The 15,022-nt window shown below is 67.9% G+C and carries 13 protein-coding genes; 4 read left to right on the top strand and 9 right to left on the bottom strand.

The window, feature by feature from the left end; translation table 11 throughout:
• Positions 1-25: 25 nt before the first annotated feature.
• Together RNZ50_23385 and RNZ50_23380 are read right to left on the bottom strand one after the other, a co-directional pair.
• Positions 26-1,054 carry a phytoene/squalene synthase family protein gene (locus tag RNZ50_23385; protein ID MDT8857918.1) on the bottom strand — a complete coding sequence of 343 codons (1,029 nt, stop codon included), beginning with the start codon at positions 1,052-1,054 and terminating at the stop codon, positions 26-28.
• Complete coding sequence (locus tag RNZ50_23380; protein MDT8857917.1) at positions 1,051-2,631, bottom strand: phytoene desaturase; 1,581 nt, start codon at positions 2,629-2,631, stop codon at positions 1,051-1,053. Before RNZ50_23380 ends, RNZ50_23385 begins: the two co-directional genes overlap by 4 nt.
• 135 nt (positions 2,632-2,766) lie before the next feature.
• Between RNZ50_23380 and RNZ50_23375 the strand changes: the two genes are divergently transcribed.
• From RNZ50_23375 to RNZ50_23360, 4 genes are read left to right on the top strand one after another with little or no spacing between them, the layout of a single operon-like run.
• The gene (locus RNZ50_23375; GenBank protein MDT8857916.1) at positions 2,767-3,507 is read left to right on the top strand and encodes a spheroidene monooxygenase; all 741 of its coding nucleotides are present in this window, start codon (positions 2,767-2,769) and stop codon (positions 3,505-3,507) included.
• A complete protein-coding gene (gene bchI / locus RNZ50_23370; GenBank protein ID MDT8857915.1) occupies positions 3,504-4,508 on the top strand; it encodes a magnesium chelatase ATPase subunit I in 1,005 nt (334 codons plus the stop codon). The genes RNZ50_23375 and bchI overlap by 4 nt, the downstream gene beginning before the upstream one ends.
• A 50-nt stretch (positions 4,509-4,558) precedes the next feature.
• Positions 4,559-6,226 (top strand): magnesium chelatase subunit D, encoded by a 1,668-nt coding sequence (locus RNZ50_23365; GenBank protein MDT8857914.1) that lies wholly within the window; start codon positions 4,559-4,561, stop codon positions 6,224-6,226.
• A 1-nt stretch (position 6,227) separates the two neighbouring features.
• Positions 6,228-7,094 carry an alpha/beta fold hydrolase gene (locus RNZ50_23360; protein ID MDT8857913.1) on the top strand — a complete coding sequence of 289 codons (867 nt, stop codon included), beginning with the start codon at positions 6,228-6,230 and terminating at the stop codon, positions 7,092-7,094.
• Positions 7,095-7,217: 123 nt separating this feature from the next.
• On the opposite strand, the gene idi is transcribed toward RNZ50_23360, so the two are convergent.
• The 7 genes from idi to ppsR form a co-directional block, all read right to left on the bottom strand.
• Positions 7,218-7,751, bottom strand: coding sequence for an isopentenyl-diphosphate Delta-isomerase (idi, locus tag RNZ50_23355; GenBank protein MDT8857912.1), 534 nt, complete (start codon positions 7,749-7,751; stop codon positions 7,218-7,220).
• Positions 7,748-8,929 (bottom strand): geranylgeranyl diphosphate reductase, encoded by a 1,182-nt coding sequence (locus tag RNZ50_23350; protein MDT8857911.1) that lies wholly within the window; start codon positions 8,927-8,929, stop codon positions 7,748-7,750. Before RNZ50_23350 ends, idi begins: the two co-directional genes overlap by 4 nt.
• 2 nt (positions 8,930-8,931) lie before the next feature.
• Positions 8,932-10,215 carry a BCD family MFS transporter gene (locus RNZ50_23345; GenBank protein MDT8857910.1) on the bottom strand — a complete coding sequence of 428 codons (1,284 nt, stop codon included), beginning with the start codon at positions 10,213-10,215 and terminating at the stop codon, positions 8,932-8,934.
• Complete coding sequence (chlG, locus tag RNZ50_23340) at positions 10,212-11,117, bottom strand: chlorophyll synthase ChlG (GenBank protein MDT8857909.1); 906 nt, start codon at positions 11,115-11,117, stop codon at positions 10,212-10,214. Before chlG ends, RNZ50_23345 begins: the two co-directional genes overlap by 4 nt.
• A gap of 39 nt (positions 11,118-11,156) precedes the next feature.
• On the bottom strand, positions 11,157-11,780 hold the full coding sequence (gene bchJ / locus RNZ50_23335) for a bacteriochlorophyll 4-vinyl reductase (protein MDT8857908.1): 624 nt from the start codon (positions 11,778-11,780) through the stop codon (positions 11,157-11,159).
• On the bottom strand, positions 11,781-13,505 hold the full coding sequence (bchE, locus tag RNZ50_23330) for a magnesium-protoporphyrin IX monomethyl ester anaerobic oxidative cyclase (protein MDT8857907.1): 1,725 nt from the start codon (positions 13,503-13,505) through the stop codon (positions 11,781-11,783). It abuts the gene before it with no gap.
• A gap of 132 nt (positions 13,506-13,637) precedes the next feature.
• A complete protein-coding gene (gene ppsR, locus RNZ50_23325) occupies positions 13,638-15,017 on the bottom strand; it encodes a transcriptional regulator PpsR (protein MDT8857906.1) in 1,380 nt (459 codons plus the stop codon).
• Between the last annotated feature and the right edge of the window lie 5 nt (positions 15,018-15,022).

The raw sequence follows: 15,022 nt of genomic DNA, 5'->3' as shown, positions 1-15,022 counted from the left end.
AGGTTCATGCGAAGGCGCCTGGCGCTCAGGCGCGCATCCCTGCAAAGCCCGCATGGCGCGAACGGTCCTGCGCCTCAAGCTGCGACAGCACCGACAGCACCGCCTCGCTGCGGCTGTGGGTCTTGCGCGGGTAGGCTGCGGCCTGCACCAGAAACTCGACCTCGCGCGCCGGTCGGGCGTGCAGGGTGGCAGGCACCGGCAGGAACATCGAGGTTGCCGTCTGGCCCATCGCCAGCCCCAGCCAGCGCAGTTTCTGCCCGCGCCCGGTGTGTGCCCGTTGCGACAGGCTGTCATGCCCGTTGCGCGCCACGGCCCCGCCAATGCCGGCATAGATCATGCGCGCGGCATGAATCCCGGCCCGGCACGACAACGGCAGCAAGGCGATGCCCGCCCCGGAGCGGGTGTAGAACGGCTCGGCCTCGGCCAGCAGGCGCGCCACCAGCGCATTGACGCGCGGATCGGGACGGGGGTCGGACAGAAAGCGGTTCAGGTCGATCCCGGCTTCTTCCAGCCAGTGCAGCGGCAGGTAGATCCGCCCGGCGCGGGCATCCTCGCCGACATCGCGGGCGATGTTGGTCAGCTGCATCGCCAGGCCCAGATCGCAGGCCCGTGCCAGCGCATCGGGGTGACGCACCCGCATCAGCACGCACATCATTGCCCCGACCGCCGAGGCCACCCGGGCGGAATAGTCGAGCACGCCCGAGAAGGTATCGTAGCGCCGCCCCACGGCATCCCACGCCAGCCCCTCCAGCAGGGCCTCTGGCAGGGCGCGCGGCATGTCGAAATCCTCGACCACGGCGGCGAAGGCGCGGTCGGCGCAGGCGTTGCGCGGGCGCCCGGCATAGACGGCATCCAGCCGGTCGCGCAGGCTCAGCACGGCGCGGGCCTTGTCGTCGCCCTCGTCCACCGCATCATCGGCCAGACGGCAGAAGGCATAAAGCGCCAGTGCGGGGTCGCGCACCTTTGGCGGCAGCAGGCGCGAGGCGGCGTGGAACGACAGCGACCCGACCCGGATCGCCTCGCGGCAATGTGCCATGTCGGCTTCGGCGATCATTCGGCGGCAATCCTCTGGGCGTCGGAAAGTGTGGCGCGGCCGGGGGCATCGGGCACCAGCGTGCCCAGCACCTCGGCCGAGGCGATGACGCCCGGCAGGCCGGCCCCCGGATGCGTGCCGGCCCCGACCAGATACAGGCCCGGCAGTTCTTCTGACACATTGTGCGGCCGGAACCACGCCGATTGCAGGATGCGCGGCTCGATCGAGAAGCCGGAGCCGAGCGGCGACAGATAGCGGTCGCGGAAATCCTCGGGCGTGAAGACCAGGCTCTCGGTCAGATGGTCGCCAAGGCCGGGCAGAAGCTGATCCTCGACCACCTTCCGCACCGACTGGCGATAGTCTTCGGCCTGGGCCTTCCAGTCCACGCCATTGTCGAAGCCCAGATGCGGCACCGGCGACAGGACATAGAAGGTATCATCCCCCTCCGGCGCCACCGACGGGTCGGTGACCGAGGGGCGGTGGACATAAAGGCTCATGTCCTTGGCCAGATGGCCCTTGATGAAGATGTCATGCACCAGACCCTGGTAGCGCGGCGCGCTGAGGATGGTGTGGTGCCCCGCGTCCTTCCACATGCCGCGCGTGCCTTTGGTGCCGAAATACCAGACGAACAGCCCCATCGACCAGCGCGTGCGCTTCAGGCGCGGCGTCGTCCAGCGTTTGCGGGTCTGGTTGCGCAGCAGTCGGTCATAGGTGTGGCCCGCATCGGCGTTCGACACGACGACATCGGCGGGAACCACCTCGCCCGACACCAGCCGCACGCCCGACGCGCGGCCCTTGTCAACCAGCACCTCGTCGGCCTCGGCCCCCAGCATCAGCCGACCACCCTGCCCTTCGACCACCCGCGCCATGGCGGCGGCAATCGCGGCCACCCCGCCCATCGCGTAATGCACGCCGAACTGCTTTTCCAGGTGGCTGACAAGGATGTACATCGAGGTCACGTTGAACGGGTCGCCGCCGATGAACAGCGGGTGGAACGACAGCGCCATGCGCAGGCGTTCATCCTTCACCCGGCTGGCGGCATGGGCATAGACCGACTTGTCGGCGCGCATCAGCACGAAGGTCGGCAGCACCTTGATCAGGTCGATCAGCCGGTGCATCGAGCGCCGCCCCAGATCCTCGAACCCGAACCAGTAGCGCGCCTCGCTGTCCTTCAGGAACTTGTCGTAACCGGCCAGATCACCCGGCGACAACCGCGCCACTTCGGCCCGCATCGCATCGGTGCTCTGGCTGGCGGTGAAGTGCGAACCGTCGCTGAAGCGGATTTCATAGAACGGATCGACCGGGCGCAGATCGACATCGGCATCGAAGTCGCGGCCGCAGACCGCCCACAGCTCGCGCAGGCATTGCGGCACGGTGACGATGGTCGGGCCGAGGTCGAACCGGTGGCCGCCCTGCGTGATCGACGACCCGCGTCCGCCCGGCATGTCCAGCCGGTCGATCACGGTCACATGGTAGCCCTTGGCCCCCAACCGCATCGCGGCGGACAGACCGCCCAGACCGGCGCCGACCACGACAGCGCGCGCACCAGATTGAATGTCAGGGATTTTCACGGAACCGGAGGGGGATTTGGTCAACATCGCTTCAAGGTATCCTGTCCAGTCAGGTTTACAAGAACCCAACATGCCGCAGTTTCAGCGCGCCGGTTGCGCTTTCTTCTCTTGCACAAAAGTGTCAGATTTAGTTTAGTTTACACATGCAATTGGGAGTGTGCCATGTCGACCGTTTGTCTCAGCATCTTTCACTTTTCTTCGCTTGCTGACCGCCTCTGGGTTTTTGGCCAGATGGCCTATGCCCGCTTTCCGCTGTCGCAGATGCGCGATCTGCAATTCTACAAGCTGCTGGGGTCGGGCACCGAGGAAGGATTCACCCCGAAACCGAACACTGCCGTCTGGGGGATGCTGACGGTCTGGCCCGACGAGGCGACCGCACGCGCCCACATCGCCAGCGAACCGCTGTTCAGATCGTGGCGCAAGCGTGCCGCCGAATGCTGGACCGTCTATCTCGACCCGATCGCGGCCAAGGGCAAATGGGGCGGCAAGGTGCCCTTCACCGCCAATCCGGTCGATCCGGCCGCCCCCGCGCATGATGGCCCGATGGTCGCGCTGACCCGTGCGCAGGTCAAGCTGGGGGCTGCGGTGCGGTTCTGGAACCGGGTGCCCAAGATCTCCGACATGATCGGCAAGGACCCGAACATCCTGTTCAAGATCGGCATGGGCGAAACACCGCTGTTTTACCAGATGACCTTCTCGATCTGGCCCGATAGTAAGACCATGGCAGCCTTCGCGCGCGGCGACACACCCCATGCGGCGGCGATCAAGGCGGCTTACGGCGAAAAATGGTTCGTCGAGGATTTCTACGCCCGGTTCCGCCTGCTTGGTGCGGAAGGAAGCTGGGAACACAAGGACCCGCTGGCCAAGGCCGGCGGCAGCAACACCCTCAAGGAAGCGGCATGAAGCAACCCTTTCCCTTCTCTGCCATCGTCGGTCAGGACGAGATGAAACAGGCGATGGTGCTGACCGCCATCGACCCCGGCATCGGCGGCGTGCTGGTGTTCGGCGACCGTGGCACCGGCAAATCCACCGCGGTGCGCGCCCTCGCCGGGCTGCTGCCGCCGATCCAGGCCGTCGAAGGCTGCCCGGTGAACGCCGCCCGGGTCGAGGATTGCCCGGCCTGGGCCAACGTGACCTCGACCACCATCGTCACCCGCCCGACCCCGGTCATCGACCTGCCGCTGGGTGTGACCGAAGACCGGGTGGTGGGCGCGCTGGATATCGAACGCGCCCTGACACGCGGCGAAAAGGCGTTCGAACCCGGCCTGCTGGCCCGCGCCAACCGGGGCTATCTGTATATCGACGAGGTCAACCTGCTGGAGGACCACATCGTTGACCTGCTGCTTGACGTGGCGCAATCGGGCGAAAACGTGGTTGAACGCGAGGGCCTGTCGATCCGCCACGCCGCGCGCTTCGTGCTGGTCGGTTCGGGCAACCCCGAAGAGGGCGAGCTGCGCCCGCAACTGCTCGACCGGTTCGGCCTGTCGGTCGAGGTTGTCAGCCCGCGCGACATCGAGACGCGGGTCGAGGTGATCCGCCGCCGCGATGCCTACGAGAACGACTATGACGTGTTTCTGGACCATTGGGGTCCGACCGACACCGACCTGCAGGCTACCATCCTTGCCGCCCGCGTCGCCCTGCCGGGGCTGGAAACCCCCGACTCGGTGCTGCACGACTGCGCGGCCCTGTGCATCGCGCTGGGGTCGGACGGGCTGCGCGGCGAGTTGACGCTGCTGCGCGCCGCCCGCGCGCTGGCCGCGTTTGAAGGTGCGCCTGCGGTCGGGCGCAGCCATCTGCGCGCCGTGGCCCCTTCGGCGCTGCGCCACCGACTGCGTCGCGACCCGCTGGACGAGGCCGGCAGCACCGCCCGCGTCGCGCGCCAGGTGTCCGAGGTGCTGTCCTGACCGACGCGCCCGCCCCAGAGCCGGTCGAAGCCCCGGCCCCGCTTGGCACGATGGAGCGTGCGACGGTGGCGCTTGCGCTGCTGGCGGTCGATCCGGGTGGGCTCAAGGGCCTGTGGCTTCGCGCCCGCGCCTGCCCGCAGCGCGACCATGTCACCGCCGCGCTCGACGTGCTGCCGCTGCCGCGCCTGCGCCTGCACCCGGGCGTGTCTGACGAGGCGCTGTATGGCGGCGTCGATCTGGCCGCCACGCTGGCCAACGGGCGCACGGTGCGCAACCGGGGCGTGCTGGAATTGCCCTCGGCACTGGTGCTGGCCATGGCCGAACGCTGCCCGCCGGGGCTGGCGGTGCGGCTGGGCCAGTGGCTCGATTCAGTGCCGGGCGTGGTGATCGCGCTCGACGAGGGCACCGAGGACGAATCACCGCCCCACGCTTTGACCGACCGGCTCGGCCTGTTCGTCGATCTCGACGGCCTCGGCTGGCAGGATTCGGCCCCGATCCGCCTTGACCCCGAGCGGCTGGCCCGCGCCCGCGCCAACCTGCCCTACGTCACGACCCCGCCCGACGCGCTGGATGCGCTGGCCCGCACCGCCGCCGCGCTTGGCATTGCCAGCCTGCGCGCGCCGCTGCTGGCGCTGGCCGCCGCCCGCGCCGCCGCCGCCCTGCGCGGGGCCGACGAGGTCGGCCCCGATGATCTGCGCCGCGCGGTCGAACTGATCTATGCCCACCGCGCGCTGACCTTCCCGGAACAGGACGCGCCCGAAGACACGCCCCCGCCCCCGCCCCCGCCGGACAACCCGCCCGACCCCGGCGATGACGCCAACACGCCCGACCCCGAAAATCTGACCCTGCCCGACGAGATCCTGCTCGAAGCGGCACGCGCTGCCCTGCCCGCCGACCTGCTGGCCAGGCTGGCGATGGGCCGGGCTGCGCGCATTTCCAAGGGCACATCGGGCACCGGTGCGGTGCGCAAGGGCAACCATCGCGGCCGCCCGCTGCCCTCGCGCGCGGGCCAGCCCGACAGCCAGTCGCGCATCGATCCGGTTGCCACCCTGCGCGCCGCCGCCCCGTGGCAGGCGGTGCGTCGCGCCCTGCAACCCGATGCGGTGGGCCTCCTGATCCGCCCGTCGGATTTCCGGCTGCGCAAATTCCAGGAAAGCTCCGACCGGGTGCTGATCTTCACGGTGGATGCCTCGGGCTCCTCCGCGCTGGCGCGTCTGGCCGAGGCCAAGGGCGCGGTAGAACTGCTGCTGGCGCAGGCCTATGCGCGGCGCGACCATGTGGCGCTGGTCGCCTTTCGTGGCACCAAGGCCGAGATGCTGCTGCCCCCCACCCGATCGCTGGTGCAGACCAAGCGCCGCCTTGCCGGCCTGCCGGGCGGCGGCGGCACGCCGCTGGCCGCCGGCTTGCAGGTCGCGATGGAGGTGGCGAACCTCGCCCGCGGGCACGGCATGACGCCGACCATCGCGCTGCTGACCGACGGGCGCGCCAACATCGCGCTTGACGGCACCGCCAGCCGCCCCGCCGCAATGGCCGATGCCGCCCGCATGGCGCGGGTGCTGCTGCTCAGCGGCATTCCCGCCATGGTGATCGACACCGCCACCCGGCCGCAGCCCGAGTTGCGCGCATTGGCGGCCCAGATGGGCGCGCCGTGGCTGCCGCTGCCCCGCGCCGACGCGCACCGCCTGTCAGCGGCGCTGGCGGGCGCGCTGGGGGTCTAGAATGATCAGCGTCGTCCCGCCCGACTGGCCGCACCGCAGCACCTCGCGCATTGCCGCCGTGGCGCCGCACCGCTGGCATGTGCAGGAGATGGGTCAGGGCCCGGACCTGCTGCTGATCCACGGCGCGGGCGGGGCCAGCCACAGTTGGCGCGGGTTGATGCCGCTGCTGGCGGCGCACTACCGCGTGCTGGTGATCGACCTGCCCGGCCAGGGCTTTACCCGCACCTCGGCACGCGGCAGGCTTGGCCTCGATCCGATGGCCGAAGACATCGTGCATCTGTGCGCCGCGCAGGGCTGGCATCCGGCGGCGCTGATCGGCCATTCGGCCGGCGCCGCCGTGGCGCTGCGGCTCACCGAACTGCTGCCCGAACCGCCGCGCGCCCTGGTCGGCCTGAACGCGGCGCTGGGGCCGTTCGAAGGCGTGGCGGGCTGGCTGTTCCCGATGATCGCCCGGGTGCTGACCCTGACGCCGCTCGTGCCGCAACTTTTCGCCCGGCTGTCGATGGGCGGCGACCGGGTGGGGAACCTGCTGGCCTCCACCGGGTCGAAGCTGTCGCCCGAAGGCGTGGCGCTCTACCGCCGCCTGGTCACCAGCCCGACCCACGTCGATGCCACGCTGGCGATGATGGCACAGTGGCGGCTTGACGGTCTGCTGTCCCGCCTGCCGCAAATCGCGACCCCCAGCCTGCTGATCGCCACCGACCTCGACCACACGGTGCCGGCCGCCACCTCGCGCCGCGCCGCCGAACGGATGCCTAATGCCGAATACCTGGAAATCAGGAACTTCGGCCACCTGCTGCACGAGGAAGACCCGGCACTGACCGGCAGCCTGATCCTGCCCTTCCTCGCACGCCACCTGGGCGCCTGACCCTTGGCCCGAGCGTCCCGGGGGGTGAGGCGCGCCCGGAAAAGCGCCCGGGGAACGGTTTTCGGCGCCGAACGCCTGACATTTGGTCAGGCAGGGGCGTGGGGGGGCAGCGCCCCCTGCCCGTCAGGCCCGCAGCGCGTGCGCCCCGAAGATCAGATCCATGTGGTCCGCCAGATAGATCCGCAGCCAGGGCGTGAACCGTTCCGGCCAGCGTTGCGTTTCGGCTGCCAGTTCGGCCAGGTCGACCCAGCGCGTCGCTGCGACCTCGGCCGGGTCGAGTGTCAGGGGCAGGTCGGTGCCCGCCTCTGCCAGATAGACCTCGACCACCTCATGTTCCACCATGCCGCCGCCGACATCGGCCCGGTATTCCACCTGCCCGGCATGGGCAAGCGTCAGGCCGCGAATGCCCAGTTCCTCGTCGATCCGGCGCAGGGCGCAGGCGGCGGACCCCTCGCCCCAGTGCGGGTGGGTGCAGCAGGTATTCGCCCAAAGCCCCGGCGTGTGGTATTTCGTCAGCGCCCGCTGCTGGATCAGCACCTGCCGCCCCGCCATCACGAAGACCGAGATCGCCTGATGCCGCAGGCCCAGACGATGTGCCTCCAGCTTGTCGACCGGGGTCAGCGTGCCGTTCACCCAGGCAGGGATCAGACCCGTCATGTCCAGGCGGGCGGCACCAGCCGCATCAGGTGGGCGAGATTCTTGACCCCGATCTTCAGATGCGCCATCGGGCGCGCCGCCACCAGCTTCTTGTTCATGTAGGCCTCGAAGGTGAGCTTCTGCACATCGACATCATGGCACAGGCTGACGAACCGCTCGCGCCGCTCGTCCGACTTGTAATAGGCATCCTGCATCGAGCGCAGCACCTTGAACACGGTCTTGTGGTCTTTCATGAACAGCTTGCGGGCCAGCGCCAGATCGCGCGTCTTGCCCGAGGCCAGAACCGCCTGCGCCGCCGTTGCCGCCACCCGGCCGCCGACCATTGCGTAATAGATGCCCTCGCCCGAAGACGGTGCCACGACGCCAGCCGCATCGCCCGCCAGCACCACGTCGCGCCCGTTGTCCCAGCGGTCCATCGGGTGCAGCGGAATCGGCGCGCCTTCCTTGCGGAGCGTTTCGCATTCCGTCAGGCCGGAGGAGGCGCGCAGGTCGGCGGTGGCCTGCTTCAGGTCGACCCCGTCCACCCCGGTGCCCATGCCGACCGAGGCGTGCTTGCCGTGCGGAAACACCCAGCCGTAGAAATCGGGGCTGATGCGCCCGTCATAGATCACGTCGCAGCGCGTCGGGTCGTAAGAGTTCGACGCCGGCGGGGCGGTGATGATCTCGTGATAGGCGATCACATAGGGGATCTTGTCGCCGCCCGGCACCTCGGCCTTGGCTACGTTGGACCGTGCACCATCAGCGCCGATCACGATCTTCGTGGCAGTGCGCCGCTCCTCGCCGCTGGCCTTGTCGCGCCACACGACATGTGTGCCCTCGACATCGCGCTCGATCCGCAGAAAGGTGCCGGTCAGCCGTTCAGCCCCGGCGTCGGCGGCACGCTTGCGCAGGAATTCGTCGAAGAACTCGCGGTCGACCATGCCGACAAAGCCGTTCTCGATCGGGATGTCCACGGCGCGGCCGGTGGGCGAGATCATCCGGGCCGTCTGGATCTTGGCCACGATCTGTTCATCGGGGATGTTGAAATCGGCGATCAGCCGCGGCGGAATGGCCCCGCCGCAGGGCTTGATGCGCCCGGCCCGGTCCAGCAGCGCCACGCGTTTCCCGGCACGGGCCAGGTCTTCGGCAGCCGTAGCGCCAGACGGCCCGCCGCCCACCACGAAAACGTCATATCCCATCATCATTCCCCCGCAACAAGACTGGCGGAGGGCGCGCGCGCCGCCCCCTCCATGATCCGGATCGCCAGCGCGGCGGCGGCTAGAAACAGGGCGGCTTCCAGCAGGAACACCGCACCAAAGGCCGCGGGCACATCCAGCCCCAGCCGCAACAGATCGGCGAGGCCCGCCCCGGTCAGCCCGCCAAAGCCGGCGGCAATCGCCTGGCTGGCACCCCACAGGCCCATGCGCGTGCCCTCGCGCGCGCCGCGCCCCTCGCCCGCCAGCGCCATCATCGACCCGATGGCGGCAACCGCGAACATGCCGTTGAACAGGCCCAGCATCACGACCGCGGGCCACAGGTTGCCGCCGGTCTGGCCCAGCCCGGCGATCAGCGCCAGCGACAACGCCGAGCCGACGCAGCCCGCCACCACCCAGTTGCGCAGCGACCCGAAGCGCAGGCCCGTGGCCGCGATGCCAACCAGCGCCATGCCGACGAACACGCCCCCATTCTGCGCCCCCGACAGCGACGTGGTCTGGCCCGGCGTGAAGCCAAACACCAGCCCGGCATAGGGTTCGAGAATCAGCTCCTGCATGAAATAGGCGGTCATCGATAGAAAGATGAAGATCGTGAACATCCGCGCCTTCCGCTCCGCCCAGACCTCGCGCAGGCCCAGCATGAAGGGCATCGGCCGGGCATCCGGAATGCCGCGCGGACAGCGACGCTCGATTCCCGCGATGGCCATCGCCGTCAGCAGAACCGCGCCGATGGTCACGACCGACACCACCTCCATCAGCCGCGCCGGTGTATAGGGGTCAAGAAACACCCCCGCGGTGCCCGCGGTTATCGCAATGCCCGCGATCATCATCAGCCAGGTGATGGTGGCCGCCGCCGCCCGCCTGCGCGGATGCGTGGCCGAGGCCAGCAGCGCCAGCAGCGAGGTACCCGAGGCCCCCGCCCCGACCCCGATCATCGCGTAGGACAGCACCGACAACGCGAGCCCCGGCCAGAAGGACGCCTCCATCAGCAGCACCGCCAGCGCCGCCCCATAGGCACCGGCCGCAAGGATCGCCATGCCGCCGACGATCCACCGGGTGCGGTTGCCGCCGGTATCGGAGCGGTAGCCCCAGTTCGGCCGGGTGATCTGGATGCCGTAATGCAGCGCCACGAGCGCGCCGGGCAGTACCGCAGGCAGCGCAAGCTCGACCACCATCAGCCGGTTCAGCGTCGATGTGGTCAGCACGACAATCGCGCCAAGGCACATCTGCACCATTCCCATGCGGACAATGGAAAGCCAAGAAAGCATCACATCGACTCCAGCCCGCGCAGCGCGAAGGCGGAAACCATCATGCCCGAGACATACATCACGATGCCGGTGCCATTATACCACGGTGCCTTGCCTTTCGGGTCGCGCAGCAGCACCCGCATCGCAGCGATCTGGCCGCCCAGCACCGCAGCCACGGCCAGCGCATGAAGCGGGCGCCCCCAGATCACCAACAGGGCGATCACCAGAAGCTGCGCCAGCGCCATCACCGTGCAGGCCAGCCGTGCCGCCACATCGGGGCCGAGCGTCACCGGAAGCGAGCGCACGCCATGCTGCTTGTCGCCCTCCAGGGCCTTGAAATCGTTCAGCGTCATGATACCGTGAGCACCAAGGGCATAAAGCGTCGCGATCATCACGATCTCGATGCCCGGCGCACCGGCAGCCAGAACCGCCGCCCCGGTGAACCATGGCAGGCCCTCATAGCAAAGGCCCACCAGCCCCGGCCCCCACCAGCCGGACCTTTTCAGCCGCACCGGCTCTGCCGAATAGGCCCAGGCGGCCAGCACGCCGACCACCGTCGCGCCAAAACCCCATGGCCCCAGTGTCCAGCCGAGCGCCAGTGACAGCGCCGACATGATCAGCGCGACCCACAACCCCCAGCGGCCCGGGATGCGCCCCGACGGGATCGGCCGGTTCGGCTCGTTCACCGCGTCGACATGCCGGTCGCACCAGTCGTTCGCGGCCTGGCTCATGCCGCAGACCACGGGGCCGGCCAGCACGATGCCCACCAGGACCAGCGGCCACTGCGGCAGGATGGGTGCGCCCACCGAAACCACACCACACAGGTAAGCCCACATCGGCGGGAACCAGGTGATCGGTTTTATCAGCTCCAGCAGGGCGCGGGGCTGTGGCAGGGTGCGAATGTGTAAGTTTGAGCTGACAGTCATGTGTAAACTAGACACCACATTGCAGAGTCGGGCAAGCCTTCAGTGCTTGCCGTTCGGGTGAAGGACAAACACGCAGGCGGGGTCGCCGCAGGCGCAGCAGGTGGTTTCCTCGACCGTCACATCCGGCCAGACCAGCTGCGAGAACAGCCGCTCGAACACCGCGGCGTGCCAGTGGCATTGCGGCGTCGCGGCGGTATCGGAGGCGACCAGCGGGTTGTTCGCGATCTCGAAGGTCAGGGGGCGGTGGTTGACGACGCGAAACGCGCCCGACCCTGCGAAAGTCCAGGCGTGCTTGGTGATCGCGATCGCCAGCAGCCGTGCGCCGAGCGGCGCGGGCAAGGCCTTGATCAGGCGTTGCGCCAGCTTCGGGATGCGGTTGGCAAGGATGTAGTCACCCACCGCAAGCCCGGCGAGCCGCGACAGGTGCGGCGCCTTGTGCGGCAGGTATAGCCGCAGGGCATGGTGCAGGCGCGCCACCTCGTCTTCGGGCAGCATTCCGGCATCAGGCGGCGGCGGGATCAGGTCGGCGCAGGCGAAGAGGGCGCGCCGGATCTGCGCGCCCTCCTCCCGTTCCAGCACGTCGTGAAGTTGCAGGACGGCATTCGGGCCGATGCGGTGCCCCTGCACATTGTCATGACCAGAGGGGCGCGCCATGGCGATCATCTATTCAGCCGCTTCGGTGATCTGCCGCTTGCCGCCACCGCAGGCCATCGGACCAAGATCCGGCACTTCGACTTCGACGGCGTCACGGATCGGCTGTTCGAACTCGTCGATGACCGGTTCGGCGGCCAGGGCGGCGTTGCGCTCCTCGGCCCGGGCCTTGCCCTGCGCCTTGATCGCCTCGCGGCGTTCGGCGGCGCGACGGGCCTTGTCGGCGTTGCTGTCCCAATCCTCCATCTGCGCCGCCGCGATCGTGCGCGTCTCGTCGAAGTGGAAGTCGACCTTGCCCTTGGATTGCGGGCCCCAGTAGCCGGCCTTGCCCAGATCGTAGAAGGTGCGCCCGACCCCGGCCTTGAGGAACGCCTTCAGGCAGCCCAGCAGATAGCGGCGGCGGAACCCGGTGCCGCGCCACGGATAGTGGAACAGCGCCTTGCGCATGTAGAAGCGGCGGTAGTTCTTCATCACCCCGTCCAGAAGCTCGCCGCGCGTCAGCGCCTTGGGCTTCATGATCGGCGTCACGAAGTTGTATTTCGAGAAGTCGAAAACCTCGACCTGGTCACGCAACTCCTGGAACAGCGGGGTGAAGGGCCAAGGCGTATACATCGCCCAGTTGGCCAGATCCGGCTGCCAGTCCCACGCCATCTGGAAGGTTTCTTCCAGCGTTTCCTTGGTTTCGTTGTCGAGCCCGACGATGAACTGCGCTTCGGTGAAGATGTCGGCCTCGCGAAGCAGGCGAATCGCCTCCTTGTTCTCGGCGACGGTGGTTTCCTTGTTGAACTGGTCGAGCTTCATCTGCGCCGCGGCTTCGGTGCCGAGGCTGATGTGAACCAGACCGGCCGAGCGGTAGAAGCTGAGCAGTTCGCGGTCGCGGTAGATGTCGGTCACGCGGGTGTTGATGCCCCATTTGACCTTGTCGGGCAGGCCGCGCTTGATCAGTTCCTCGCAGAACTCGATGAACTTCTTGCGGTTGATCGTGGGTTCCTCGTCCGCGAGGATGAAGAAGCCGACGCCGTGGTTGTTCACCAGACGCTCGATCTCGTCCACCACCTTCTTGGGGTCGCGCACGCGGTAGTCGCGCCAGAACTTCCACTGGCTGCAGAAGGAACAGGTGAAGGGGCAGCCGCGCGCCATGTTCGGAATGGCAACCCGCACGCCCAGCGGCACGTAGATGTACTTGTCCCATTCGAGGATCGTCCAGTCGGGGTCGATGCCGTCCAGATCCTTGACGGTCGGGGCCGCCTGCGTCGCCACGATCTCGGTGCCCTCGATGAAGGCGATGCCCTTGATGGTGCGGCGGTCTGCGGGCAGACGCCCTTCGGCGGCCGCCTGCATCAGCGCCACCATGATCTCTTCGCCTTCGCCGCGCACGATCACGTCGATCCACGGCGCTTCGGTCAGCACCTGGCGATACATGAAGGTGGCGTGGATGCCGCCCAGAACCCGCAGCGCGTTCGGCACGACCTCCGAGGCGATCTTCATCACCTCTTCGGCCTCGTAGATCGCGGGGGTGATGGCGGTGGTCCCGACCACGTCGGGCTTCAGCGCCGCAAGGCGGGCACGCAGTTCGTCATGACCGATGTGGTTGGTCATGGCGTCGATGAAATGGATGTCGTCGAACCCGGCGTTCTTGAGCGAGCCGGTCAGATAGGCCACCCAGGCCGGCGGCCAGTTGCCTGCAATCTCGGCCCCGCCGGAGTGGTAGTTGGGGTGAACGAAAACAATGCGCATGCTGTACCCTCCGGGGATGTGTCACGCACTGTTGACACAAGGGCTGTCAGAAAAAATTGACATACATCAAAGTTCGCAATGAATCCGCGTGCAGCGGGATCGGGCGTCGGCGCCCGGCCGCCACCGGGCCGCCTAGTCGACATCCTTGCTGAGCAGGCCGTACTTGCGCAGCTTGACGTAGAGCGACTGGCGCGACAGGCCCAGCATCTCGGCCGCGGCGACGCGGTTGTTGCGCGTCAGCTCAACCGCAGTCTCGATGCACATCTTTTCAACGACATCCGTGGTTTCCGCCACGATGTCCTTTAGGGTGGACGACCCGACAAGCTCCATCACGCTGTTCATGCCGCTTTCGGTCGTGACGAAGCCGGGGCGGCGCATCGCTTCGGCGCGGCTGGCGTCGCGGATCACCAGACCCAGCACCGGATTGGGCCGGTCGTTCATCCAGGTGGCCGAAACTTCTGCGGCAATCTGGCCCGCGAAGGCGTTGGTAAGCTTGGTGGAATACATCCGCATCTGGCCTGCGCGGCGGGCATTGTCCATCAGCACCTTGAGGTCGATCGCACCGCGCACCATGAACTCGGCCAGCGAGCGGCCCCGGACGGCGGCAAGGTTGGGCGAATCAGTCAGGTTCAGGAACGCCTCGTTGGCGCCGCGAATCGAACCGTCGCGGTCGGTGAACACGATGGCATCGACGCCTTCGTGATACAGCCGGGTCAGATTTTCGCCCAGTTCGTCGGGCTTGGCCGGGGCCTGCGCCGGGTTTTCCAGCCGGCACAGCAGCATCCGCTCGCCCGCGGCCCGAAACACCAGCGGCACCACCACCAGCCTGTTCTGCGACCGGCGGGCCTGCAGTTCGATCGGGGCGGCGGAATCGGCCACCGCGAGGTTCGACATCGCCTCAAGAAACTCGCCGCGCCTGCGCCCCTCGAACTCCTGCGCAATGGCGGCACCCAGCAGGTCGCTGCGGCTGCCGCCCAGCAACAAGGCTGCGGCCGCGTTCAGATCCGTGATGCGGCCCGTGCTCATCGCCACGAGGACGATGGCATCCCGGGTCATTTCCATCAGCACGCGATAGCGGGTGTCCATTTCACGATGTGCTTCATAGTCGCGTTCCAGCGCCATTTGCGCCGAAACGAGCTTCTGTTGCATCTCCGCGATTGGACGCAGGTCGCGGCCAAGCATCAGCACCGACCCGTCCGGCTTCAGCCGGTGCATGGAATAGCGCACCGGGAATTCCCAATCGCTCTGATCGGAATGGTTCAGCTCGACCGACAGGGATTCCCCTTCGGGCCGGGCATTCAGCTGGACCAGGCGGTTTTCCAGCTTGGATATGCTTTCGGTGGTCAGGACTTCGCGCGCGAGGCGGCCTTCCCAATGCTGAAGCTGGCCGAAAGACCGGTGATGCGGATTGACCAGCACGAATGCGATAATGCCCCCTGCGGTCAGCAGCAGAGCAATATCCGACGCCGTCGATATGATCTCGGACAGGAGATCGGGCGATATCAGGGGCATCGAAC

The organism is Paracoccaceae bacterium Fryx2 (genome assembly GCA_032334235.1).
Classification (GTDB): domain Bacteria; phylum Pseudomonadota; class Alphaproteobacteria; order Rhodobacterales; family Rhodobacteraceae; genus JAVSGI01.
The sequence above is the reverse complement of the archived record's forward strand: the minus strand, read 5'-3'. Positions and strand labels throughout refer to the sequence as shown.